Annotated in this window: 19 protein-coding genes and 1 riboswitch; of the genes, 10 read left to right on the forward strand and 9 right to left on the reverse strand. The window is 67.5% G+C overall.

Annotation, left to right across the window (positions count from 1 at the left end):
• Positions 1-50 precede the first annotated feature (50 nt).
• From QE393_RS07915 to QE393_RS07955, 9 genes are all read right to left on the reverse strand, one after another.
• A complete protein-coding gene (locus QE393_RS07915; RefSeq protein ID WP_310042884.1) occupies positions 51-1,382 on the reverse strand; it encodes a tetratricopeptide repeat protein in 1,332 nt (443 codons plus the stop codon).
• A gap of 239 nt (positions 1,383-1,621) precedes the next feature.
• Complete coding sequence (gene atzF, locus QE393_RS07920; RefSeq protein WP_310042886.1) at positions 1,622-3,424, reverse strand: allophanate hydrolase; 1,803 nt, start codon at positions 3,422-3,424, stop codon at positions 1,622-1,624.
• Positions 3,425-3,435: 11 nt separating this feature from the next.
• Positions 3,436-7,035 (reverse strand): urea carboxylase, encoded by a 3,600-nt coding sequence (uca, locus tag QE393_RS07925; RefSeq protein WP_310042889.1) that lies wholly within the window; start codon positions 7,033-7,035, stop codon positions 3,436-3,438.
• 191 nt (positions 7,036-7,226) lie between these two features.
• Positions 7,227-7,862: an urea amidolyase associated protein UAAP2 gene (locus QE393_RS07930; protein ID WP_310042891.1), complete on the reverse strand. Its 636-nt coding sequence runs from the start codon at positions 7,860-7,862 to the stop codon at positions 7,227-7,229.
• 9 nt (positions 7,863-7,871) lie between these two features.
• Positions 7,872-8,582, reverse strand: coding sequence for an urea amidolyase associated protein UAAP1 (locus QE393_RS07935; protein ID WP_158895542.1), 711 nt, complete (start codon positions 8,580-8,582; stop codon positions 7,872-7,874).
• An 11-nt stretch (positions 8,583-8,593) separates the two neighbouring features.
• Positions 8,594-9,352 (reverse strand): ABC transporter ATP-binding protein, encoded by a 759-nt coding sequence (locus QE393_RS07940; protein WP_405046236.1) that lies wholly within the window; start codon positions 9,350-9,352, stop codon positions 8,594-8,596.
• Positions 9,352-10,164: an ABC transporter permease gene (locus tag QE393_RS07945; protein ID WP_310042893.1), complete on the reverse strand. Its 813-nt coding sequence runs from the start codon at positions 10,162-10,164 to the stop codon at positions 9,352-9,354. Before QE393_RS07945 ends, QE393_RS07940 begins: the two co-directional genes overlap by 1 nt.
• 23 nt (positions 10,165-10,187) lie before the next feature.
• A complete protein-coding gene (locus tag QE393_RS07950) occupies positions 10,188-11,252 on the reverse strand; it encodes a putative urea ABC transporter substrate-binding protein (RefSeq protein ID WP_310042894.1) in 1,065 nt (354 codons plus the stop codon).
• 51 nt (positions 11,253-11,303) lie between these two features.
• Positions 11,304-11,403, reverse strand: a riboswitch (guanidine-I (ykkC/yxkD leader).
• A 178-nt stretch (positions 11,404-11,581) separates the two neighbouring features.
• Positions 11,582-12,487 carry a LysR family transcriptional regulator gene (locus QE393_RS07955; protein ID WP_187979267.1) on the reverse strand — a complete coding sequence of 302 codons (906 nt, stop codon included), beginning with the start codon at positions 12,485-12,487 and terminating at the stop codon, positions 11,582-11,584.
• Positions 12,488-12,658: 171 nt separating this feature from the next.
• Here QE393_RS07955 and QE393_RS07960 point away from each other — a divergent pair, with 171 nt between their 5' ends.
• From QE393_RS07960 to QE393_RS08005, 10 genes are all read left to right on the forward strand, one after another.
• Complete coding sequence (locus QE393_RS07960) at positions 12,659-14,179, forward strand: ABC transporter substrate-binding protein (RefSeq protein ID WP_310042896.1); 1,521 nt, start codon at positions 12,659-12,661, stop codon at positions 14,177-14,179.
• 191 nt (positions 14,180-14,370) lie between these two features.
• On the forward strand, positions 14,371-15,288 hold the full coding sequence (locus QE393_RS07965; RefSeq protein WP_133861710.1) for an ABC transporter permease: 918 nt from the start codon (positions 14,371-14,373) through the stop codon (positions 15,286-15,288).
• 8 nt (positions 15,289-15,296) lie between these two features.
• Positions 15,297-16,199: an ABC transporter permease gene (locus QE393_RS07970; RefSeq protein WP_158895531.1), complete on the forward strand. Its 903-nt coding sequence runs from the start codon at positions 15,297-15,299 to the stop codon at positions 16,197-16,199.
• Between the two features lie 14 nt (positions 16,200-16,213).
• Entirely contained in the window at positions 16,214-17,209 is a 996-nt protein-coding gene (locus QE393_RS07975) for an ABC transporter ATP-binding protein (protein WP_133861708.1), read from the forward strand.
• A complete protein-coding gene (locus QE393_RS07980) occupies positions 17,206-18,168 on the forward strand; it encodes an ABC transporter ATP-binding protein (protein WP_133861707.1) in 963 nt (320 codons plus the stop codon). The genes QE393_RS07975 and QE393_RS07980 overlap by 4 nt, the downstream gene beginning before the upstream one ends.
• Positions 18,169-18,182: 14 nt before the next feature.
• Positions 18,183-19,577: a M20 family metallopeptidase gene (locus QE393_RS07985; RefSeq protein ID WP_309739189.1), complete on the forward strand. Its 1,395-nt coding sequence runs from the start codon at positions 18,183-18,185 to the stop codon at positions 19,575-19,577.
• Positions 19,577-20,731 carry a M20 family metallopeptidase gene (locus QE393_RS07990; RefSeq protein ID WP_310042897.1) on the forward strand — a complete coding sequence of 385 codons (1,155 nt, stop codon included), beginning with the start codon at positions 19,577-19,579 and terminating at the stop codon, positions 20,729-20,731. The genes QE393_RS07985 and QE393_RS07990 overlap by 1 nt, the downstream gene beginning before the upstream one ends.
• Positions 20,732-20,953: 222 nt before the next feature.
• Positions 20,954-21,685, forward strand: a complete 732-nt coding sequence (locus tag QE393_RS07995) for a GntR family transcriptional regulator (RefSeq protein WP_133861704.1) — start codon at positions 20,954-20,956, stop codon at positions 21,683-21,685.
• A 132-nt stretch (positions 21,686-21,817) separates the two neighbouring features.
• Complete coding sequence (locus QE393_RS08000) at positions 21,818-23,107, forward strand: MFS transporter (RefSeq protein WP_187979274.1); 1,290 nt, start codon at positions 21,818-21,820, stop codon at positions 23,105-23,107.
• Between the two features lie 28 nt (positions 23,108-23,135).
• Positions 23,136-23,966, forward strand: coding sequence for an amidohydrolase family protein (locus QE393_RS08005; RefSeq protein ID WP_310042899.1), 831 nt, complete (start codon positions 23,136-23,138; stop codon positions 23,964-23,966).
• The last annotated feature ends 34 nt before the right edge of the window (positions 23,967-24,000 follow it).

Genomic DNA, 24,000 nt, shown 5'->3' on the forward strand with positions numbered 1-24,000 from the left:
CAGAGATAGAGGCCCTACTGCTCCCTTGCTAGGGCGGCTAGGTGGGCGTCCTAGCGAACGAGCGCCAGGCTGGCCTGCCAGCGCCGATCCCGGGTCGAGGGCCGGCGGTGCAGCCGCTCGTCCAGCAGCGCCGCGGCCTTGCCCTGTTCGCCCCCGCGCAGCAGGGCGACCAGCAGGGTGTCTTCGATGACCTCGCGCTGGGCGCCGCTGCCACCGATGCGGGGGACGTCCGCGCGCAGCGGCTCCAGCAGCCGGGCACAAGCTAGATAATCTTCCTCGGCGAAAGCCAGCAGGGCGCTGCAGAGCAGCGGGACGACCGGCCCGGCGGGCAGGACGCCGTCGCGCAGACGACTTTCCAATACGGCGACGCGGGTTTCCACCGCCCGACGATCCCCGGTCGCCGCGGCGATCAGTGCCATATGGACATCGGCAAAGGCCAGCCCTGGTTGCTGGAACAGCCCATCCGCGCTGGCTGCGGTGGCCTGCCAGAGGCCGACGGGCACCTCATGGCCATAGAGGCCCAGGCGCCAGAGAAAGGAGGCGTTGTCGCTGACCCGATTGAGTGGGCCGGCGGTGGACGCGTCCGGCGCCACGAAGCGCTGATAGAGGGCCAGCGCGCCCTCGTTGTCACCCTGTTCCAGGGCCACCAGGGCGCCGTGCCAGGCGATATGGCCATGCAGGGTACCGTGCTGGGGGTACTCGGGCAGCCAGCCGGCGATCAGGGCCTGCGCGGCCTGGCTGTCGCCGGATTCGTGCAGGACATGGGTCAGGGCATGGGCCGCGTTGACGTTGTGGCGGCGCAGCTCGAGCGCCCGCTCGGCAAGCGCCCGACCGTGGACCACGTCGCCGTTCTCGCCGTGGGACCAGCCGCGGTAGGTCAGGAACCACCAGTCATCCGCGGCGAAATGGCGGGCATGGCGCTCGCAGAGGTCAACCCGCGCCTGGTCGTGATCGGCACGCCCGGAAAACGCCAGCAAGCCGAAGGCCCCCAGCGGCAGGCCGAGGATCAGGATGTCGCGCGGCCAGCGCCCGGCGTGTGCCAGCGCGCCCTGCAGGGCCTGGGCGGCTTCCCCGGCGATCAGCCGCCGCACGACCTCGACATGGCTGCGCTCGCGCTCCGTGCCATGTCGCTCCACCAGCCGGTGCGCCTGGGCGATGGTCTCCCGGGCAGCGCCGGCCTGGTTGTCGATCAGCTGCAGCCGTGCCCGCGCTGCATGGGCCAGGGCGAAGCCAGGATCGGCCGCGATGGCCTCGTCCAACGCTTCCGCCGCACCGGGCCAGAGCGACAGCAAGAGATCTATGCCGGCCTGATAGCGCTCGGCGGCGCGGGTGGAAGCGGTGGACAGGGGAAGGTCGTAGCGGTCGGTGCAGGAGAGAGGCATGAGGGTGTTTCGATCTTCAAGCAAGGAGGCGCCACTGCCCAGCAACGGTCAGCGGCTTCGAACACCCTTGATAGCAGGCGGCCACGGGTACGGCTAGCGCCCGCAGCTCATGGCGGCTTGAAAGAAGCTCATGAACAGCAGACGGGTGCTTGCGTCCACCGCTTGCACAGCGGCGGTTAGAAGCGGCGCTGCGCATCCTGGCTGATACGGTGGCTTCGCCGCCTAGCTCGTTTCCCGACCTAAACGGCGCTGCGACTCGCCAACCATGCCCGCCACCCACCGTGCGCCGTGATGTCCTCGGCTCCCGCCAGGCCATAGGGCTCGCAGATGAAGCCGGTTTCCCAGCTGCCATCGGCCAGTTCGACCTTACCCAGGCCGAGCGGGGCGGGGATGCCGGTGAGAAAGCTACCCAGTTCGCTGCTGGGCAGCTCCCAGACCTCCACCTCGATGGCGGCGCCGTCTTCGGCGACCCGGACCATGCCCGGACGTAGCGGCGGGCCGCCGGCCAGGGCGTGGAGGCGATAGTGCGGCGCGCTCCGGGTCAGGGCCAGGCGGCGGGCACCGCGGGCGAGCAACTGGCCATTGAGGGGCAGCCCCTGCAGATGGGCACCGCAGACCACCAGCCGGGCACGGTCATGGTGGGCGGGACGCGCCGGCAGGCTGGCGTGCGGCAGGGCGCCGCCGACCAGCGCCAGGCCTTGGGCTTCCTGCAGGGCCGCGGCCAGGCTCAGCAGGTACTGGTCGGTGAAGACCCGGCCGAACAGCGTCACGCCCCAGGGCAGGCCGTTGGCCATGACGCCGGCCGGCACGGCCACGGCGGCGTAGTCCAGCAGGTTCATGAAGTTGGTGTAGTAACCCAGGTCGGCGTTGCGGGTGACCGGTTCGGCGGCCAGTTCCGCCAGGGTCACCGGGCGCGGATAGGTGGGGGTAAGGACGCAATCCAGTTCGGCGAACAGGGTGTCGCACCGGGCTTTCAGCGCCTGCAGGCGGTAGCCGGCGCGAAAGGCGTCCACTGCCGTGGTGCCGGGGGCCTTTTCCAGCACGGCGCGGATCACTGGCAGTACGGCGTCCGGTTCGGCCTCGATCAGGGCGCCGGCCACGCTATAGCGCTCGGCGACCCAGGGGCCTTCATAGAGCAGGCGCGCGGCTTCCAGGAAGGGCGCAAGGTCCAGCGGCACGGCTTCGCCCCCCAGGGCCTCCAGCTGGGCCTTGGCCGCCGCGAACAGCGCCGGGCTTTCCGGGCAGCCGAGGAATTCCAGCTGGGTCGGGACGCCGAAGCGGAAGGGCCGCGGGCGGCCGAAGGCGCTGGCGTCGTTCCACTGTGGATTGGCGCGGCTGTAGGGATCGCGCGGATCGAGGCGGGCGGTGAGCGCCAGCAGCGTGCTGGCTTCGGCGGCGGTGGCGGTAAAGAAGGTCACGCAGTCCAGGGTCTGGCAGGCAGGCACCACGCCGGCGGTGGACAGCAGTCCCTTGCTGCCCTTGAGACCCACCAGGTTGTTCAGCCCCGCAGGCACGCGCCCGGAACCGGCGGTATCGGTGCCCAGGGCGAAGCTGGCGACACCCAGGGACACGGCCAGCGCCGAACCGGCACTGGAGCCGCCGGAAGGATAGTCCGGATGGACACTGTTGCGACAGGCGCCGTAGGGCGAACGGGTGCCGTTGAGGCCGGTGGCGAACTGGTCGAGATTGCACTTGCCCAGCGGCACGGCGCCCAGGGCGACCAGCTGTTCCACCAGGGTCGCCGAGCGTTCGGGCACATAGGCATAGGCCGGGCAGGCCGCCGTGGTGGGGATGCCGGCGAGGTCGATGTTGTCCTTGATGGCGAAGGGGATGCCATAGAGCGGCAGCTCGGCGGGATCGCGATCGTCCAGGGCGGCGAGATAGGGCTCCAGCTCGGCTGGGGTCAGCAGGTGGATGAACAGGTGGTACTCGGGGTTGAGGGCCGCGGCCTGTTCCCGCAATTCAACGATGAGCGTGCGTGGGGTCCGGGTCCCGGCGGCATAGGCGGCGCTCAGGGTGTCGAGGCGCAGATCGAATGTCATGGTGGCTTCCTTCACGTCTTGTCGATGACCAGCAGGCGCTGGCCGGCGCGGATCGGCGAGCCGGGCTGGACCTGCAGGTCGTGGATCCGGCCGCTGCAGGGCGCGAGCAACGGGATTTCCATCTTCATGGACTCCAGGATCAGCAGCGGCTGGCCGGCTTCCACCTGATCGCCCGGCTGCACCTGGGCCTGCCAGAGATTGCCGGCCACCGGGCTTTCCAGGGCCAACTGGTGGCTGGCGAGGGGGGCGTCTTCGGTGGCTTCGACGGCGGCTTCCTGGCTGTCGAAATGCGCCTGGCCGGAGTCGATCCAGCGTTGCCGCTCCGCGGCGAAGGCGCTCTGCTGACGCCCGCGAAAGGTGGTAATACCCTCGGCTTCGCGTGCCAGGAAGGCCTGGTAGTCGGCCAGGGACAATTCGCTCTCTTCGATGCGCAGCGGCACGCGACCCAGGGGGAAGTCCGCGCGGATGCGTAGCAGCTCGTCCGCCGACACCTCATGGAAGCGGATCTGATCGAAGAAGCGCAGCAGATAGGGCTGGCCGTGGAAGGCTTCCACGTCACGGTAGCGATTCCACATCTGCAGGGTGCGACCGACGAACTGATAGCCGCCAGGGCCTTCCATGCCGTACACGCAGAGATAGGCGCCACCGATGCCCACCGAGTTTTCCGCGGTCCAGGTACGCGCCGGGTTGTACTTGGTGGTCACCAGCCGGTGACGCGGATCGAGGGGGGTGGCCACCGGCGCACCCAGATAGACGTCGCCGAGGCCCATCACCAGGTAGCTGGCGTCGAAGACGATGCGCTTGACCGCCTCCAGGGACTCCAGGTCATTCACCCGGCGGATGAACTCCAGGTTGCTCGGGCACCAGGGCGCGTCCTTGCGCACCGTGGTGGTGTATTTTTCGATGGCCAGGCGGCAGGCCGGATCGTCCCAGGACAGCGGCAGATGGACGATGCGCGAGGGCACCCGCAGGTCCTGGGCATCGCCCAGCGCCTGCCAGCAGCGACTGACCGCCGCCAGCAGCTCTGCCAGAGGCAGTGCCTCGGGCTGGTAGTGCACCTGTAGCGAACGGATGCCGGGGGTGAGTTCGTACAACCCGGGCAGCGCCAGCGCGGCCAGTGCCTGCATCAGCCCATGGCCGCGAAAGCGCAAGGCCAGGTCCAGCTCCGGTGGGCCGATCTCCAGCAGCAGATGGGTATCCCCGGAAAGCCGCGCCACCAGGCGCTCGGCGCCCTGGCCCAGATCCAGCACCACGGGATCGCCGCGCTCGGGCGTAATGGCGATCTCCGCCTGCGGCTGCAAGCTGCTTTCCTCGGCCAGGCGTGCCTGCTGCAGGCGTCGCGCGGTCGCCAGGTCCACCGGCAGGAAGCGCAGCCGGTCGCCGGCCTTGAGCTGGCCCAGTTGCCAGAGGTCGGCTTCGATCACTGTGACCGGACAGACGAAGCCGCCCAGGCTGGGGCCGTCCGGGCCGAGGATGACCGGCATGTCGCCGGTGAAGTCCACCGCGCCCACCGCATAGGGATTGTCATGGATATTGGAGGGATGCAGACCAGCCTCGCCGCCGTCTTCGCGGGTCCATTCCGGCTTGGGGCCGATCAGGCGCACGCCGGTGCGACTGGAATTGAAGTGCACCTCCCAGTCGGTGGCGAGAAAGAGATCCAGATAGGCCGGGCTGAAATAGTCCGGCGCACCGTGCGGTCCATAGATGACGCGCAGGGTGCGGGTCTCGGGCAGCCGGGTGGTCAGGGCGAGGGGCAGCCGGGCCTCCGCACGTGCGTCGGTCAGCGAGTGCAGGTGCAGCACGTCGCCGGCGCGCAGGGCGCGGCCACCGTGACCGCCGAACTGGCCGAGGGTGAAGGTGCTGCGACTGCCCAGGTAGTCGGGCAGGTCCAGGCCGCCTCTCAGGCAGAGATAGCTGCGGGCGCCGGCGCCGGTGATGGCGCCCAGGTGCAGGATGGCACCCGCGGGGACGCGAAAGACGCTGTCCATGGCCTGGGGTTGGTCGTCCAGCAGGATCGGCAGCGCCGCGCCGGTGACCACCACCACGGCCTCGGTGTTGAATCTCAGGGTAGGGCCGGCCAGGGTGATTTCCAGGGCGGCCGCGCGGCCGTCGTTACCGAGCAGGCGATTGCCCAGGCGCAGGGCGCGGTCGTCCATGGGGCCGGAAGGGGGAATGCCCACCGACCAGTAGCCGAGGCGCCCGGGGGCGTCCTGCACCGTGGTCTGGGTGCCGGCGCTGAGCACCTCCAGGGTGGTGGCCTGGTAGGTCAGCCCCTCCAGGCAGCGCGTCCAGGGCTGGCCCGAGGCGAAGGGCGCGGCGGCGAGGATCTGCCGCAGGTAGTCGCCATTGGTTTCCACGCCATAGAGCCGGGTCGCCGCCAGGGCCTGGTCGAGGCGTTGCCGGGCGGCGTCGCGGTCGGGGGCCCAGGCGATGACCTTGGCCACCAGGGGATCGAAATAGGGCGGGATCTCGCAGCCAGCCTCGATCCAGGTGTCCAGGCGCAGCGCCCGGCCATCCGCGGGTGGGAAGTCGACCTGGGTCAGCAGGCCCGGGCTGGGCTGGAAGTCGCGACCCGGGTCTTCGGCATAGAGCCGCGCCTGGATGGCATGGCCCTGGGGCTGCAGCCCCGCGGCGAGCACGGCCAGCGGCGGCAGTTCGCCAGCGGCCAGTTCGATCATCCAGCGCACCAGGTCCACGCCCCAGACCTGCTCGGTGACGCCGTGCTCGACCTGCAGCCGGGTGTTCACCTCCAGGAAGTAGAAGCGGTCGGCGGCGCTGTCGTAGACGAACTCCACGGTACCGGCGCTGCGATAGCGTACCGCGCGTGCCAGCTCCAGGGCGGCGGCGCAGAGCGCCTCGGCCATGCCGGCTGGCAGGTTGGGCGCCGGGGTCTCCTCCAGTACCTTCTGGTTGCGGCGCTGCACCGAGCAGTCGCGCACGCCCAGCGCCAGCACCTCGCCCTGGCCATCACCGAACACCTGCACCTCCAGGTGCCGGGCGCGCTCGATGTACTTCTCCAGAAAGACGCCCGCGTCGCTGAAGTTGTTCTGACCCAGCCGGCGCACGGCGTCGAAGGCCTCGGCGAGTTCAGGGTCCGTGCGGCACACGCGCATGCCGATGCCGCCGCCACCGGCGGTGCTCTTGAGCATCACCGGATAACCGATCTGTTGTGCGGCCGCCAGTGCCCCTTCCAGGGTATCCAGCAGCTCGGTGCCCTCCAGCAGCGGCACGCCCTGGGCGCGCGCCAGGGCCCGCGCCGTGTGCTTGAGACCAAAGGTGCGCAGTTGCTCGGGGGTGGGCCCGACGAAGGCGATGCCGGCGGCTTCGCAGGCTTCGGCGAAGGCGGCGTTCTCGGAAAGGAAGCCATAACCCGGGTGAATGGCCTGGGCGCCGCTCTGGCGCGCCACTTCGAGCAGCTTGGCGGTGTCCAGGTAGGTGGCCGCGGCGGCGCCTTCGCCCAGGCTGAAGGCCTGGTCGGCCGCGCTGACATGGCGGCTGGTGCGATCGGCTTCGCTGTAGACGGCGACCGCGGCGACGCCCAGGTCGCGCAGGGTGCGCTGGATGCGGCAGCTGATGGCGCCACGGTTGGCGATGAGCAGGGTGGTGAACATTCGAGGCGTCCTCGAAGGCGGCGGGCCGTCCCGCCAGATAAAAGCTCCCGGGGTCGTCCCCAAGAGGCCGCGCGAGGGCGGTAGGTCAGTTGGCGTCTAGCGCTTGCCGCGGTAGCTGTAGCGTCCGGCGCGGACTTCGCAGAGGCGATGGAGACGCGGTCGCAGCCACTGCCAGAGCCGGCGTGCGTGGGTCAGTCCCATAGCAGCACCTCCGCCGGAGTGGGGTTCCAGCCGTTGCAGGGGTTGTTGAGTTGCGGGCAATTGGAAATAAGCAGGATGACGTCGGTCTCGGCGCGCAACTCCACATACTTGCCGGCGCCGGAGATGCCATCGGCGAAGGTCAGGCCGCCGTCCGCGGTCACCGGCACGTTCATGAAGAAGTTGATGTTGGCGCCGATGTCGCGCTTGCCCAGGCGCCCGTCATGACCACCGGCGCAGAGGAAGTTGTCGCGGCAGCTGTGCATCTGCCGGCGATCCAGGGCGTAGCGCACCATATTGCTCTCCTGGGAGCAGGCGCCGCCCAGGGTGTCGTGGCGGCCACAGGTGTCGGCGACGATGGTCAGCAGGGGATTGCCCAGGTTGGAATAGAGCACGCTGCCGGTCGACAGATAGACCCGGCCCTGGCGTCTCAGGGTGCGCTGGGGATCGTAGCGTTCCTGGGGGTTGGCGGCGGCGTAGAAGAGGGTGTCCACCGCCTGGTTGCCTTCCAGGTCATGGATGCGCAGGGTCTGGCCGGCCTTGACCTCCTTGAGGTAGGGCGCTCCGGCCGGCAGGAGGGCGCGGTAGCTGGCATCTTCCGGGCGTTTGGTGCTGGCGATCAGGGTCATGGCAGGGCCTCAGAGGAAGTAGCGGGCGGTGTTCTGGAAGGCGCGCTCGTTTTCCGGGCGCGAGGTGCGGCAGCGTTCGGCCACCTCGGGCGCCGCGCGCAACTGGGCGAGATCGACCGGGCGCGGCGCATAGACCGGGTCCGGGTCCAGCGGATGCTGCAGGGCGGTCAGCACCACCAGGGTGTTCATGGGCGCATGGAGCTCGACCAGATCGCCGGCGCGGGAGTTGCCGGGCACGAAGGCAAAGGCGCCCGCGGCATCCACGTCCACCCGGCTGAACAGGTTGAGGGTCATCAGCAGGTCTTCCAGGCCCAGGCCCCACTTGGCCAGTTCCACCAGCAGGTTGTCGGTGCCATTGCGGTGGAAGCCGTTGCGCAGCTCCTGGTAGCGACCCGCGCCGTATTTCTCCGCCACCTCGGCGGCATTGGCCACGCCGCCAAAGCTGTCGTGCCAGCCGCAGGTGTCGCGCACCACGGCCGCCAGCACCCGCCCCATGTCGGAATAGAGGCAATGGCCGGCGGTGAGACGCGCGGTGTGCTGGCCCTTGAGGGTATCGGGCAGGTTCAGCCGCTCGCTGCGGTCATCGGCATTGAACAGCAGCAGGCTGACATTGGCGCCGCCTTCCACGTCGGTCAGCCGCAGGGTCTGGCCGCGGCGCAGGATGAAGGAGGCGGTGCCGCCGCCGGGGACGCGTTCCTGGTAGAGCAGTTCGTCAGTCATGGGCAACCTCGTCAGGTAAGGGCTGGCCGCGTCCCAGCCGCATGCACGGGCCGGGGCTTGGCGGTCAGGGGCAGGTCGTAGGTGATGCGGGCGCCATAGGCGCCGGGGGCTTGCGGGTCCTGGCGGACCTTGTCGAACACCAGCACCCGGGTGGCCAGGCTGAAGCCCTCGTGCAGGTCATGGGTGACCATGAACACGGTGAGCGGGCGCTCGTGCCAGAGCTCCAGCAGCAGGGTGTGCATGTCCTTGCGGATGCCGGGATCGAGGGCGCCGAAAGGCTCGTCCAGGAGCAGGATGCGCGGCCGGACGATCAGCGCCTGGGCGATGGCGAGGCGCTGCTGCATGCCGCCGGACAGCTGGCCCGGGTACTTGCCCAGCGCCTGGCCCAGGCCGACGCGCTCGAGCAGGGCGGCGGCCTGTTCCCGGGCCTGGCGCTTGGCCGTGCCCAGCAGCCGGCCAAGCAGCGGTGACCTGGGCAATTCCAGGCCCAGGGCGACGTTGTCCAGCACGCTCAGGTGGGGAAACACCGAATAGCGCTGAAAGACCACGCCCCGCTCGGGATCCGGTTCCGCCGAGAGCGGCTGACCATCGATGCTGATCTCGCCACGGCTGGGCCGCTCCTGGCCGAGCAGCAGACGCAGGAAGGTGGACTTGCCGCAGCCGGAGGCACCGACCAGGGCGCAGAATTCGCCTTCGCGCACCTGCAGATTGAGGCCTTCGAGCACCACCTGCTCGCCATAGCGCTGCCAGAGATTGCGGACCTCGATCATCAGCGACCCTCCCCGTACCAGGGAAAGGCGCGCCGCGTCAGCAGGCGCAGGCCCGCGTCCAGCAGCCAGGCCAGCAGGGTGATCCAGGCGACATAGGGCAGGATCACGTCCATGGCCAGATAGCGCCGCACCAGGAAGATGCGATAGCCCAGGCCATCGGTGGCGGCGATGGCCTCGGCGGCGATGAGAAACAGCCAGGCGGCGCCCAGCTGCAGCCGCAGGGCGATGAGCAGGCGCGGCAGCAGTTGCGGCAGCACCAGGCGCAGGATCACCGTCCAGCTGTTGGCGCCCAGGGTCTGGGCCTTGATCAGCAGTTCGCGGGGCAGCTCCCGGGCGCGCTGGTCCAGCTCGCGGATCAGCACCGGGGTGACCCCCACCACGATCAGCATCACCTTGGCCAGTTCGCCCAGGCCGAAGACGATGAAGAGAATCGGCAGGATCGCCAGCGGCGGGATCATCGAGAGCACCGTCACCAGCGGCGACAGCGGCGCGCCGACCAGGGGCAGGCTGCCCGCGGCGATGCCCATCACCAGGGCGATCAGCGCGGCGATCCCCAGGCCCAGGCCCAGGCGTTGCAGGCTGGCCAGGGTGTCCTGCCAGAACGGATAACCCCCGGTACGCACGTCGGCGGTAAAGGCCAGGCGCTGCACCGCATCGGCCATCTGCGCCACGCTGGGCAACAGCTTGTCGTTGGGGTTTTCCGCCAGCCGGGTGGCCGAGCCCACCAGATAGAGCAGGGCGAGCAGGGCGAAGGGCAGCAGGACCAGCAGGAGCCGGCCGCCCCGATCGGGATGCCGATTGATGAAGCGCATGGGCGTCGTCCTCGCGGCGGGGCTCAGAGCTTGCCGTCGGCGGCCAGCTGTACGAAGGTCGGATCGAAGCGCAGCTTGAGATTGCCCGCGTCCCCGCTGGTCTTGCCGCCCGGATAGGCGATGCCGATGGCCTCGGCGCTGGGTGCGCCCTGGCCCAGCAGGCCGTGTTCGAAGGAGAAGTGGGCGATGCGCTGCATGGTGGTCGGCAGCGCGGGATCCTTGACGAAGGCCAGGGCCTCGGCGGGCGTGGCGAACAGCCGGGTCTTGTCCAGTTGCGCCTGGAAGCCGGCGAGATCGGTACCCGAGGCCTTGGCCATGGCCTCCAGGGCCGCCTTGCCCTTGGCGTCGCCGGACTGCATCAGCGCCAGCATCTCGAACCAGGCACCGGTCAGGGCCTTGCCCAGGGCCGGGTTGTCCTTGAGCGTGGCGGTGTTCACCACCAGCATGTCGAGGATCTCGCCAGGGATCTTGCTGGAGTCGAACACCTCGGTGGTGTCTGGCTGAGCCTTGATCTCGGCCAGCAGCGGATTCCAGGTCACCACGTTGCGCACGTCGGCGGTCTGGAAGGCAGCCACCATGTCGGCGTCGGAGGTGTTGACGGTGGTCAGGTCCCTCTCGCTCAGCCCCACGCTCTGCAGCGCGCGCGCCAGCAGGTAGTGGGAGACGGAGAACTGCACCAGGTTGACCTGCTGGCCCTTGAGGTCGGCCAGGGTCTTGCCCTTGCCCTTCATCACCACGCCGTCGTTGCCGTTGGAGTAGTCGCTGACGATCAGCGCCGTGCTGTCCACGCCGCCGGCGGCCGGAATGGTCAGGGCGTCCATGTTGGTCATGGCGCAGCCGTCGAACTGGCCGGTGGTGTATTGATTGATGGATTCGACGTAGTCGTTGAGCTGCACGACCTCGATGTGGATGCCGTATTTCTTGGCCCACTTGTCGATGATGCCCTGGGCCTGGGCTTCGCCCCAGGGCATCCAGCCGGCATAGATCGTCCAGCACACCTTGAAGTCGTCGCGCGGGGCCGCCTGAGCGGTGGCACCAAGCAGCAGGGAACAACCGAGAACGAGCGAGGCGAGCAGGGGATGGCGCATGGGACCTCCAATAGGATGGACGACGGGACAGGAGCACGCGACTGGCGCTGTGTCTCCCGGGCTTTTGTCCCGCCGTGTAACCCCATCAGAGGTCGACGACTCTCGGACCAGACACCCGCACGAGCGAGTCGGAACCCTAGTCATCCATTGCAGATTGTGGTGCATCAAACCGGCTGGCCGGTGCTCCTGCACGCTATGGCCTTTGCCAGATGCGTGCCAGTTGCCGCCAGGCCCCGTGCCATGCTGATTGCTCGCCATGACGTTGAGGCTGTATCCAGCGCGCCGCCCCGTTGCAGTGCGTTCGAAGCGGCACGATGCACTGCTTTGACTCAGCGCCCCAGCGCCGCGATCAGCGCCTGGCGAAAGGCATTCACCGCCGGGGGCAATTCGCGACCCGCCATGCTCTGCAATTCGATCCGCCGCGCGGCCAGGCCTTCGTCCAGCAGGGGCAGGGCCACCAATTGGCCTTCGCGCAGTCGACTACGCAGGCTCAGTTCGCTTGAGAGCGCCACGCCACCGCCCAAGGCGGCGAAACGATAGAGCGCCTGCATGTTGTTGCTCACCAGCACGGGCTCGAAGGAGAGTCCCTGGACGCCACAGCAGATGTCGAACAGCTGGCGCACCGTGGTATCGGGCATCGGCAGCGCCAGCGGAAAGGGCTGTAGGTCGGCCAGGGTCAGCCCGGTACGGCCGGCGAGGGGATGCTCGGGCGCCACCACCGCCTCGATGGCGCCACTCAAGGTGGCGTCGACGCTGATGTCCGGCTCTGGCCTGAGGCTGAAGGTGAGGCCCAGGTCGGCGTCGCCTTCCTGGACCCGGCGCGTGACCGCCGCCGGCGCGCAGACCTCCAGGGAAAAGTGGATGCCGGCATAGCCCTGGCGAAAGGCCACGATGACCTCGGGCAGGAAGTCCAGCGAAAAGCCTTCGGTGGTGGCCAGGCGTACCTGGCCGCGGCGCAGGTCGGCGAGGCCCCGCAACTCGGCCGCGACCTGCTCGCTGGCCAGCTGCGCCTTGCGCGCATGCACGGCCAGACGCTCGCCGGCGGCACTGGGCACCACGCCACGGGCGCGGCGTTCGAGCAGCGGCGTCTGCAGTTCGCGCTCCAGTTTGGCGATCTGGCGACTCACCGCACTGGCCGCGACATTGAGCCGCTGGGAAGCTTCGCTGATGGAGCCGCACCGCACCACCTCGAGGAAATAGCGCAGGGCGGTGGACTGAATGCCGTAGGGCTGCATAGGGCCTCCTTTGCCGAAAAGGCATGGCTCGCATCTAAATATTCTGCTTGTGGCATGGGATGGCAAGACCTAGAGTCGGGTCAAGAGACCAACAACAGGCTTCAGCAAGAACTCCTTTCCCGCGTTTCGCGGACCTGCCTTTGACCAACCACCGCCCCGGAGACAGACGGCATGGGACTCAAAGGTTTCGCTTGTGGCATCGCGTTTTCCCTCTTCCTGGCCCAGGGCCAGGCCTTCGCCGGCAAAGCCAACGACACCCTGGTCTACGCCTCCGACACCGAGCCCGAAAACGTCAGCCCCTATCACAACGATGCCCGTGAAGGCGTCATCCTCGCCCACCTGGCCTGGGATACCCTGATCTACCGCGATCCCCAGACCGGTGAATACCGGCCGATGCTGGCCACCAGCTGGCAGCAGGTCGATCCGCTGACCCTCGACTTCGATCTGCGCCAGGGCGTGACCTTCCACAACGGCGATCCCTTCACCGCCGACGACGTGGTCTTCACCTTCAACTACGTGGCCTCGCCCGAAGGCAAGGTGGTCACCCAGCAGAACGTCAACTGGATCAAGAGCGCCGAGAAGCTGGGCGAATACAAGGTTCGCCTGCACCTCAAGCAGCCGTTTCCCGCCGCGCTGGAATACCTGGCCAATCCCTTGCCCATCTATCCCGGCAAGTACTTCCAGAAGGTCGGTCTGGCGGGCTTCGCGCAAAAGCCGGTGGGTACCGGGCCCTATCGCATCGTCGCGGTCACCAGCGGCCAGGGGGTCACGCTGGAGCGCAATCCGGACTACTTCAAGGACAGCCCCCAGGGGCAGCCACGTATCGGCCACATCCAGTTCCGCGTCATCCCCGACGCCGAGACCCGGCTCGCCGAACTCATGACCGGCGGCATCGACTGGGCCTGGCGCGTGGCGCCGGACCAGGCCGAGCAACTCAAGGCCGCGCCCAACCTCACCGTGGAGAGCGGCGCCAGCATGAGGATCGGCTTCCTCAGCATGGACGCCCAAGGCGCCTCCAGCCCGGATTCACCCTTTGCCAAGGCCGAGGTGCGCCAGGCGGTCAACTACGCCATCAATCGCCAGGCCATCGCCAGCCAGCTCATGGGGGGCGGCAGCCAGCCGCTGCAGGTGGCCTGCTATCCGGAGCAATTCGGCTGCGACGCCAAAGCCGTACCGGGTTACGCCTACGACCCGGCCAAGGCCAAGGCGCTGCTCAAGGCCGCCGGCTATCCCAACGGCTTCAGCACCGAGATCTTCGCCTACCGCGATCGTGACGTGGTCGAGGCGCTGATCGGGGACCTGCGTGCGGTGGGCATCGATGCCAAGCTGCGGTATCTGAAATACGCTGCCCTGCGCGACCAGCAGCGCGCCGGCAAGGTGCCCATGGCCTTTCTCGCCTGGGGCTCGTTCTCCATCGCCGACGCCTCGGCGGCCACGGGCGTGTATTTCAAGGGCAATGCCGACGACGTGGCCAAGGATCCCCAGGTGATCGACTGGCTCAAGGTGGCCGACACCGCCATGGATCCGGCGGTGCGCAAGGACAACTACCGCAAGGCGCTGCAGCGGATCGCCGCGCAGGCCTACTGGGCGCCGGTGTTCAACTATTCCATCAACTACGCCTTCACCTCGGACCTGGCCTTCCAGCCCTATCCGGACGAATTGCCGCGCTTCGCCCTGGCCCACTGGAACTGATCCGTCCCGGCGCCCCGCACGGGGGCGTCTTCAGAACCTGTTCAAGTGCTCGCGAGCTAGAGCCAAACAAGGCGAAAAGGCCTGAGGAAGCGGAGTTTACGAATGGTAAATGAGCATTCCGAAGGCCTTTTCAACGCCGTTTGGCCGACGCGCAGCAGCGCTTGAACAGGTTCTCAGCCGAGGAGCCGAACATGTCCGCCTATCTCCTGCGCCGCCTGGGTATCGCCCTGGCCGTGGCCTTTACCGTTTCCCTCATCAGTTTCTTCCTGCTGCACCTGTCCGGCGACCTGGCCACCGCCATCGCCGGACCCGAGGCCACCGCCGAGCAGATCGAGGTGGTGCGTCATCAACACGGCCTCGATAAACCCCTGGCGACGCAGTACGTCGAGTGGATCGGGCAGTTGCTGCGCCTGGACCTGGGGCAATCGTTCTTCTTCCAGGAATCGGTACGGGATCTCATCGCCAGCCGCCTGCCCATCACCCTGACCCTGGGCGCCATCGCGCTGCTGGTGGCGCTGCTCATCGCCATCCCGCTCGGGGTGCTGGCCGCGGTCCGGCGCGACACCTGGATCGACCGCCTGGCGCTGACCCTGGCGACCTTCGGCCAGGCGATGCCCAGCTTCTGGTTCGCCCTAGTGCTGATCGTCGTCTTCGCCGTCACCCTGAAATGGCTGCCGGTGTCCGGCAATACCAGCTGGCAGCACTTCATCCTGCCGGCGATCGCCCTGGGCTACTACGCCACTCCCTCGCTGATGCGCCTGACCCGGGCCGGGATGCTCGATGTACTGGGCGCCGACTACATCCGCACCGCCCGGGCCAAGGGCCTGAGTCCGGCGCGGGTACTGTTCAAGCACGCCCTGCGCAATGCGCTGATCCCGGTGGTGGCCCTGGCCGCGGTGGAATTCGGCTTCATGCTGGGCGGCTCGGTGGTGATCGAGGCGGTGTTCTCGCTGCAGGGCATCGGCCAGCTGGCCTGGGACGCCATCGCCCGCAACGATTTCCCGGTGGTGCAGGCCATCGTCCTCTTGATCGCGTTGATCTATATCGTGCTGACGCTGGTGGCCGATCTGCTCAACGCCTTGCTCGACCCGCGCATTCGCGTGCGCTAGGAGGCTCCATGACCGTCGCCAATCCCTTCGTGCTCGACGACTATCTGCCCCCGCGCCCGACGCTGGGCCGCCAGCTGCGCCGCTGGTTCGGCCACCGCGGCTTCGCCCTGGGCGCCGTGCTGCTCGTCGTCATCGTCTTCGCCGCCCTGGCCGCGCCCTGGCTGGCGCCCCACGACCCCTATGCCCAGGACGTGATGCAGCGGATGAAACCACCGGTATGGATGGCCAAGGGCACCTGGGCCCATCCGCTGGGCACAGACAAGCTCGGCCGCGACTATCTCTCCCGGCTGCTCTATGGCGCGCGCATCTCACTGTTCATCGGTCTCGCCGCGGCGCTCATCTCCGGCGCCATCGGCACCTTGCTCGGGGTACTCGCCGGCTACTACGGCGGCAAGGTCGACGCCCTGGTGAGCTACCTGGTGACCACCCGCCTGGCCTTGCCGGTGGTGATGGTGGCCCTGGCCGCCGCCTCCCTGGTGGGTGGCTCGCTGCAGGTGGTGGTGATCCTGCTCGGCTGTCTGCTGTGGGATCGCTTCGCCGTGGTGGTGCGCGCCGCCGTGCAGCAGATTCGCGACGCCGAATACGTCGCCGCTGCCCAGGCGCTGGGCTGTTCGCCCTGGCGGGTCATCGTCGGCGAGATCCTGCCCAATGTGCTGGGGGCGCTGATCGTGGTGATCACCCTGGAGATGGCCCACGCCATCCTGCTCGAGGCGACTCTGTCCTTTCTCGGCGTGGGCGTGCAGCCGCCGTTGCCGTCCTGGGGCCTGATGATCGCCGAAGGCAAGCCCTACATGTTCTTTTCGCCCTGGGTGATCGCCATTCCCGGCATCGCCCTGATGCTGCTGGTGCTGGCCATCAACCTGGTGGGTGACGGTATCCGGGATCTGGCCGCGCCCAGCGGGCGCAACTAAGCGGAGGACTGACCATGGCACTGCTCGACGTAAGAGACCTGCGGATCGATATCCCCCTGGGGGATGACACCCTGCACGCCGTGCGCGGCCTGGACCTGCAGGTGGAGCGGGGCGAAATGCTCTGCCTGGTGGGCGAGTCTGGCTGCGGCAAGTCGCTCACCTCCCTGGCGCTGATGGATCTGCTGCCGCGCCAGGCCCGGCGCCAGGCGGCGCGCCTGACGCTGGGCGAGCACGACCTCCTGACCCTGGGCGAAAAGGGCATGCGCGACCTGCGCGGCAATCGCCTGGCGATGATCTTCCAGGAACCCATGACCGCCCTCAATCCGGCCTACAGCATCGGCGACCAGCTCGCCGAGGTACTGCGGCGCCACCGCAGGCTGGATCGCAAGGCCGCCTGGGCAGGCGCGGAGGCCATGCTGGAAAAGGTCGGCATCAGCAACGCCGGCGAGCGCCTGCGCCAGTATCCGCACCAGCTCAGTGGCGGATTGCGCCAGCGGGTGGTGATCGCCATGGCGCTGCTCTGCGAACCGGACCTCATCATCGCCGACGAACCCACCACGGCGCTGGACGTCACCATCCAGGCGCAGATCCTGCACCTGTTGCGCGATCTGCAGCGGGAATTCGGCACGGCCATCGTGTTCATCACCCATGACCTGGGGCTGGTGGCGCGCATCGCCGATCGGGTAGCGGTCATGTATGCCGGCCAGATCGTCGAGCAGGCACCGGCCGCCGAGCTGTTCGCCGCCCCCCGACACCCCTATACCCGTGGGCTGCTGGCGAGCATCCCGGTACCGGGCCGGACCCGTCCCGGGCAGCCGCTGGGCGCCATTCCCGGCCTGGTCCCCAGCCTGGTCGGCGAGCAGCACGGCTGTGCCTTTCGCAACAGATGCCCGCAGGCGGTGGCGGTCTGCGCCGACAGCGTGCCCTTGTTGGAGGAGGGCGCGCACCTGGCGCGTTGCCATTTCGCCCTGCCCAGCGAACCCCTGCGCCGGGTCGGAGGTGTGCGATGAGCCGCGAGATCGCTCTGGAACTGTGCGACATCCGCCGCGAATTCACCCTGGGTCGCGGCCTGTTCCGCCCGCCGGCCACCCTCAAGGCGGTGGATGGCATTTCGTTGCGGCTCCATCGCGGCGAGACCCTGGGTCTGGTGGGGGAATCGGGGTGCGGCAAGAGCACCCTGGCCAAGCTGCTGCTGGGGCTGCTGGCACCCACCAGCGGCGACATCCTGGTAGGCGGCGAGCACCTGCGCGGGGTGGATCGCAAGCGAATGGCCCGGCATATCCAGCCGATCTTCCAGGACCCTTATTCGTCGCTCAATCCGCGCAAGACGGTGCGCGAGATCGTGGCATTGCCGCTCAAGGTGCATGGCCTGGGCTCGACGGCCGAGCAGCAACAGCGGGTCGCCGAGATGCTCGACGTGGTGGGTTTGCCACGGCGCGCCGCCGACAGCCATCCCGGCCAGCTCAGTGGTGGTCAGCGCCAGCGAGTGGCCATTGCCCGCGCCCTGGTGATGCGCCCGGACGTGCTGATCTGCGACGAACCCACCTCGGCACTGGACGTCTCGGTGCAGGCGCAGATCCTCAACCTGCTGCTGGAACTCAAGCGTGAATTCGGTCTGACCTATCTGCTCATCAGCCACAACCTGGCGGTGGTGGAGCACCTGGCCGACCGGGTGGCGGTGATGTACCTCGGCAAGATCGTCGAGGAGCGCGAGCGAGCGGCGCTGTTCGCCCAGCCGGCGCATCCCTATACCCGGGCGCTGCTGGATGCGGTGCTCACCCCTGATCCCAGCCTGGGCCTGCCGGCGCTGGGCCTGGGCGGCAGCTTTCCCAATCCCATCTCGCCGCCCAGCGGCTGCGCCTTCCATCCCCGCTGCCCGCGCTGCTTCGGCCCCTGCGCCGAGCGCTATCCGGAACGCGAACCCATCCCCGGCGGCAGCAAGCGCTGCCATCTGCCCGAACCTGCCTGACCCCGGAGTCCGCCATGACCAGCCGTACCCATGCCCTTGAGCTTGCCGCCGCGCACTTCGACAGCGGCGCCTTTCGTACGCGGCTCGCCACCGCGGTGGCCCATCCTACCGAAAGCCAGGCGCCCGAGCGCCAGGCGGAGCTGCAGCGCTACCTGGATGAATTCATCGCCCCCTATGTGGCCAGTCTCGGCTTCACCAGCCGGCAGCTGGACAATCCGGTCGCCGGCAAGGGGCCCTTGCTGATCGCCGAGCGAATCGAGGACTTGGCGTTGCCGACCCTGCTCAGCTATGGCCACGGTGACGTGGTGCGCGGTGATGCCAGCCGCTGGCGCGAAGGCCTCGCGCCCTGGACCCTGGTGGAGCAGGGCGAGCGCTGGTACGGCCGCGGCACCGCCGACAACAAGGGCCAGCACCTGCTCAACCTGGCGGCGCTGGAACAGGTGATCGCCGCCCGCGGCGGACGCCTGGGCTACAACGTCAAGCTGCTGCTGGAGATGGGCGAGGAGATCGGCTCGGTCGGCCTGCGCGCCTTCTGCCAGGAGCAGCGCCAGGCCCTGGCCGCCGATCTGTTCATCGCCTCCGACGGTCCGCGAGTCTCGGCATCCCGGCCGACGCTGTTCCTGGGTGCCCGCGGCACCTTCAATTTCGATCTGCACCTGGAGCTGCGCGAAGGCGGCCATCACTCCGGCAACTGGGGCGGGCTGCTGGCCAATCCCGGGATCATCCTCGCCCATGCGCTGGCCAGCCTGGTGGATGCCCGGGGCCAGATCCAGGTCGCGGGGCTCAAGCCCACCGAGCTGCCCGCACCGGTGCGCAGGGCGCTGGCCGACATCGAGGTGGGCGGCGCGCCGGGCGATCCGGCCATCGATCCCCACTGGGGCGAGCCCGGGCTGACCCCGGCGGAACGTGTCTACGGCTGGAACACCTTCGAACTGCTGGCCTTCACCACCGGCAATCCCGAGGCACCGGTGAATGCCATTCCCGGCAGCGCCCGCGCCCACTGCCAGATCCGCTTCGTCGCCGGCTGCGATTGCACGACCTTCATCCCGCTGATCGAGGCGCACCTGGCCGAACGGGGTTTCGCCGCGGTGCGCGTTTCCCGTGCCAAGGACGAGATCCTCCACGCCTCGCGGCTGGACCCGGAGAATCCCTGGGTGGATTGGGCGCTGACCTCCCTGACCCGCACCCTGGGCGAAAAGCCCGCCTTGCTGCCCAATTTCGGCGGTGGCTTGCCCAATGACATCTTTGCCGACATCCTCGAACTGCCCACCCTCTGGGTGCCCCATTCCTATCCCGCCTGCTCCCAGCACGCGCCCAACGAGCATCTCCTGGCCCCGGTCGCGCGGCAGGGGCTGCAACTCATGGCCGGGTTGTTCTGGGACCTGGGCGATCGCTGGAGCCGCAGCTGATGTCCCTTGCCAAGACCGCCGCCCTGGAGTGGCTCGCCACCCAGCGCGAGCCGATGACCCTTCTCCTGCAACGCCTGGTCGATACCGATTCCAACAGCTACGACAAGGCCGGCGTCGATGCCGTCGGTACGGTGCTCGCCGCGGCCCTGGCCGAAGACGGCATCGAGGTTGCCCGGACGCCGATCGCCGACTTCGGTGACGTCCTCGCCGCCCAGGTGGGGCCCGCCACCGGCGCTGCGGTGTTGCTGCTGGGCCACCGCGACACCGTCTTTCCGCCGGGCACCGTGGCCAGCCGCGGCTTCACCCGCGATGCCAGCCAGGCCTATGGCCCCGGCGTCGCGGACATGAAGGGTGGACTGGTGGCGAGCTGCTTCGCGCTGCGCGCGCTCAAGCGCGCCGGCGAGCTGCCGTTTCCGGTACGGGTGCTCTACACCGGTGACGAAGAGATCGGCTCCGGCACGGCTCGCCCGCACCTGGAAGCGGCGGCCCGCGGCGCCCGGGCCGTGCTCAACTGCGAGCCCGGGCGCGTCAGTGGCAACGTGGTCAAGGCGCGCAAGGGCGGCGCCACCCTGGCTATCAGCGTGAGCGGTCGTGCCGCCCATGCCGGCGTCAGCCACGCCGAGGGCGCCAGTGCCATCCAGGCCCTGGCGCTCAAGGTGGCCAAGCTGCACGCCCTGACCGACTACGAGCGCGGCATCACCACCAACGTCGGCCTCATCGAGGGCGGCACCTCCAGCAATACCGTGGCGCCCAGCGCCACCGCGCGCCTGGATGTGCGCTTCGTTGCCCTGGCCGACTGGCCCGCGCTGCAGGCGCGCATCGAGGCCATCATCGCCGAGGTGGAGGTGCCGGGGACAGCCGCCCGTGTCGAACCCACCTGCCTGTTCCTGCCGATGGAGGCGCACCTGAGCCACGACCTGCTGGCGCTCTACCAGCGCGAGGCCGAGGACCTCGGCTTCAGCGTCGAGGGCGAATTCACCGGCGGTTGCGCCGACTCCGGGTTCACCGCCAGCCTGGGCGTGCCCACCCTCTGTGGCCTGGGCCCCGTGGGCGGCAAGGTACACACCGACGCCGAATTCCTGGTGCTCGATACCCTGGTTCCACGCACCCAGGCGCTGGTGGCGACCATCCTGGCCCTGGCCGTAAGGGCCTGATCCTCTTGCCGGTTTCCGAACCAGGTGCGACGCCTGGCCAACGAGGGCCACAATCGGCTTGAAGCTGACATCGCCGGCGAAGCCCCGCCTCTCCATGAGCAGGGCGGTAGGGCAGCCATTCGTCAGCGAGACAAAAGGCCCTTCCTTGACAGTGAAGTTGTCTGGGCAAATACTCGCTGCAAGATTCATATAGATGACTAGATAACAAGGTGAATAAAGTCGATGAATTCTTTATCCAGTGATGCCCGACTGCCGCTGTACCAACGCCTGCGTGACCAATTGGCTGAGCAGATCGCCAATAATCGCTGGCGTCCGGGGGAGGCGATCCCTACCGAAGCGGCGCTTTCTGCGGAATATCAGCTGTCCACCGGCACGGTGCGCAAGGCGATTGATGCCTTGGTCAGTGAGGGCATTCTGGAACGTCAGCAAGGGCGCGGGACGTTCATTCGACGGGCGCAGTTTCAATCCTCCTTGTTCCGTTTCTTCCGATTCCAGACTGTTTCCGGAGAGCGCCAGGTCCCGGAGAGTCGCATCCTCTCGATCGAGCCCGTTGCCGCACCTTCGGCCGTAGCGCAAGCGCTAGGGTTGCCTGCCGATGCGTTGGTCATTCGTATTGTCCGCGTGCGTCTGCTCGATGTTAAGCCGGTGCTCGCCGAAGAAATCTGGCTGCCCCGCCAGCGGTTCCAGGCGCTGCTGGAGATCGACCTCAGTCGCGAAGGGCCGCTGCTGTATCCGATCTACGAAGAGGTGTGCGGACAGGTTGTTGCCTCGGCCGAAGAGACGCTGACCGCCGAATCGGTGAATGACGTGCATGCCCGCCTGCTCCAGGTACCGGTCAACAGTCCGGTGATCGTGATCGAGCGGTTGGCCCGTGATTACGCGGGTAGCCCGCTGGAGTGGCGTCGCTCGCGCGGCCACGCGGAGCATTTCCGCTACAGCGTGGATATTCGCTGACGCCTGTCTGCGTAGCGAAGCGTTCTGCGGCGGCCAGATCGCCGGCCGATTGCTGTTTGGTTGCCAACGTCGACCCTGTCGCGGCGGGTTGGCCGTCGGCTGTCTTGCGTAACACCTATAAGGATAAGACTCATGTTCAGCTGGTATCGCCACATCACTCCTCGTGAGCGCAAGACATTTTGGGCCTGCTTCGGCGGATGGTCGCTCGACGCCTTGGAAGTACAGATGTTCGGTCTGGCGATTCCGGCGCTGATCGCCGCATTCGCGCTGACCAAGGGCGATGCCGGATTGATCAGCGGCGTTACCCTCGTCACCTCGGCACTCGGCGGCTGGGTGGGTGGGACGTTGTCTGACCGCTACGGCCGCGTGCGCACCTTGCAGTTGATGATTCTGTGGTTCTCGTTCTTCACCTTTCTCTCGGCTTTCGTCACGGGCTTCAATCAGCTGTTGGTGGTCAAGGCGCTGCAGGGTTTCGGGCTTGGCGGGGAGTGGGCGGCCGGCGCGGTGCTCATGGCCGAGACGATTAATCCGCGCTATCGCGGCAAGGTCATGGGCACTGTACAAAGTGCCTGGGCGGTGGGTTGGGGCCTGGCGGTCGGGGTGTTCACGCTGATCTATACCTCTGTGCCGCAGGACATGGCCTGGCGTGTGATGTTCCTTGTAGGGTTGCTGCCGTCGTTCCTGATCTTCTGGGTGCGTCGTAACGTCGAGGAGCCAGACAGCTTCCGGCGTCTGCAAGAAGGCAACGCCATTCCGCAGAGTTTCTTCACGTCGCTCGCGGGCATTTTTCGCCCGGAACTGCTTCGCGTGACGCTGTTTGGCGGGCTGCTGGGACTGGGCGCGCACGGTGGCTATCACGCGGTAATGACTTGGTTACCCACTTTCCTCAAGACCGAGCGCAATCTGTCCGTGCTGAACTCGGGCGGCTATCTGGCGGTGATCATCCTCGCCTTCTGGTGTGGTTGTGTGGCCAGCGGTTATTTGATCGATCGCATTGGCCGTCGTAAGAACATCGTGCTGTTTGCCTTGTGCTGCGTGGTCACGGTGCAGTGCTACGTGTTTTTGCCGCTGACCAATACGCAGATGCTGTTCCTGGGGTTCCCGCTAGGGTTCTTCGCCGCCGGTATTCCGGCCAGTCTGGGAGCGTTCTTCAACGAACTTTACCCGGCCGATGTACGCGGCGCCGGTGTTGGCTTTTGCTACAACTTTGGCCGGGTGCTGTCCGCTGTATTTCCATTCCTGGTCGGGCACATGAGTGATGCCATGTCCCTGGGTTCGGCGATCGGTATCGATGCCGGAATCGCCTACGGCGTGGGGGTGCTTGCCGCACTTTGCCTGCCTGAAACCCGGGGCAGGGACCTTGAAGCCAATGCCACCGCCGTTCCGGCCACTATCAACGGCAATCAGCGCGCTCGGGCGTGATGGTCCCAACCTTCAGTAGATAAAACCCATGTCAGCTCCCCGCTCCAAGTCGATCACCGGCATTGACGCCCATGCCCATGTGTTCAGCCGTGATCTGCAGCTGATCGGTGCACGCCGCTACAGTCCCGAGTACGACGCCACGCTCGACCAGTACCTTGAGCATTTGCAAACCCAAGGTCTGAGTCACGGTGTCCTGGTGCAACCAAGTTTCCTTGGCACTGACAACAGCTACCTGTTGGCGGCGTTGAAGCAAGCACCTCAGCAGTTGCGTGGTGTGGTCGTGCTGGAGCCAGGCATCAGTCGTTCTACCTTGAACGACATGGCGCAACTGGGCGTGGTCGGCGTGCGCCTGAACCTGATCGGCAAAGCGTTACCTGATTTTCGTGACAGTGCCTGGCAAGGGTTTTTCAGCGATATCGCCGATCTTGACTGGCATGTCGAGTTGCACCGGGAAGTCAGGGATCTGCCGGGCTTGATCCGGCAATTGACGCCGTTCGGGGTGAAATTGGTGATCGATCACCTGGGGCGGCCGGAGGCGAATGCGGGTCTCGATCAGCCCGGGTTTGGCGAGTTGCTTGAGGCCGGATCGAAAGGCTCGATCTGGATCAAGGTATCGGGAATCTATCGTCTGGGAGGTACGCCACGACAGAACATTGATTTCGCTCGAAGGGCATTACCGTTGCTGGAAAAAAGCGTTGGCCTGCATCAGTTGGTATGGGGCAGCGACTGGCCGCATACCCAGCATGAGCAAAGCGTTGACTTCGCCACCGTCGTCGACCAGTTGCAAGCCCTGGAGCTCTCCGCGCAAGCCAGCGCCGCGCTACTGGTGCAGGCGCCTCGCAGGTTATTTGGTTTCTAGAAAGACGAACGCTGCAACCTGGCCGTTGCAGAGG

Origin of the sequence: Pseudomonas sp. SORGH_AS_0211 (assembly GCF_031453455.1) — a bacterium.
Lineage (GTDB): Bacteria > Pseudomonadota > Gammaproteobacteria > Pseudomonadales > Pseudomonadaceae > Chryseomonas > Chryseomonas aestiva.

Bases quoted from the DNA above. Each gene is read 5' to 3' on its own strand.
- QE393_RS07915 (WP_310042884.1), bottom strand. From the start codon at position 1,382: ATGCCTCTCTCCTGCACCGACCGCTACGACCTTCCCCTGTCCACCGCT.
- atzF (WP_310042886.1), bottom strand. From the start codon at position 3,424: ATGACATTCGATCTGCGCCTCGACACCCTGAGCGCCGCCTATGCCGCC.
- uca (WP_310042889.1), bottom strand. From the start codon at position 7,035: ATGTTCACCACCCTGCTCATCGCCAACCGTGGCGCCATCAGCTGCCGC.
- QE393_RS07930 (WP_310042891.1), bottom strand. From the start codon at position 7,862: ATGACCCTGATCGCCAGCACCAAACGCCCGGAAGATGCCAGCTACCGC.
- QE393_RS07935 (WP_158895542.1), bottom strand. From the start codon at position 8,582: ATGACTGACGAACTGCTCTACCAGGAACGCGTCCCCGGCGGCGGCACC.
- QE393_RS07940 (WP_405046236.1), bottom strand. From the start codon at position 9,352: ATGATCGAGGTCCGCAATCTCTGGCAGCGCTATGGCGAGCAGGTGGTG.
- QE393_RS07945 (WP_310042893.1), bottom strand. From the start codon at position 10,164: ATGCGCTTCATCAATCGGCATCCCGATCGGGGCGGCCGGCTCCTGCTG.
- QE393_RS07950 (WP_310042894.1), bottom strand. From the start codon at position 11,252: ATGCGCCATCCCCTGCTCGCCTCGCTCGTTCTCGGTTGTTCCCTGCTG.
- QE393_RS07955 (WP_187979267.1), bottom strand. From the start codon at position 12,487: ATGCAGCCCTACGGCATTCAGTCCACCGCCCTGCGCTATTTCCTCGAG.
- QE393_RS07960 (WP_310042896.1), top strand. From the start codon at position 12,659: ATGGGACTCAAAGGTTTCGCTTGTGGCATCGCGTTTTCCCTCTTCCTG.
- QE393_RS07965 (WP_133861710.1), top strand. From the start codon at position 14,371: ATGTCCGCCTATCTCCTGCGCCGCCTGGGTATCGCCCTGGCCGTGGCC.
- QE393_RS07970 (WP_158895531.1), top strand. From the start codon at position 15,297: ATGACCGTCGCCAATCCCTTCGTGCTCGACGACTATCTGCCCCCGCGC.
- QE393_RS07975 (WP_133861708.1), top strand. From the start codon at position 16,214: ATGGCACTGCTCGACGTAAGAGACCTGCGGATCGATATCCCCCTGGGG.
- QE393_RS07980 (WP_133861707.1), top strand. From the start codon at position 17,206: ATGAGCCGCGAGATCGCTCTGGAACTGTGCGACATCCGCCGCGAATTC.
- QE393_RS07985 (WP_309739189.1), top strand. From the start codon at position 18,183: ATGACCAGCCGTACCCATGCCCTTGAGCTTGCCGCCGCGCACTTCGAC.
- QE393_RS07990 (WP_310042897.1), top strand. From the start codon at position 19,577: ATGTCCCTTGCCAAGACCGCCGCCCTGGAGTGGCTCGCCACCCAGCGC.
- QE393_RS07995 (WP_133861704.1), top strand. From the start codon at position 20,954: ATGAATTCTTTATCCAGTGATGCCCGACTGCCGCTGTACCAACGCCTG.
- QE393_RS08000 (WP_187979274.1), top strand. From the start codon at position 21,818: ATGTTCAGCTGGTATCGCCACATCACTCCTCGTGAGCGCAAGACATTT.
- QE393_RS08005 (WP_310042899.1), top strand. From the start codon at position 23,136: ATGTCAGCTCCCCGCTCCAAGTCGATCACCGGCATTGACGCCCATGCC.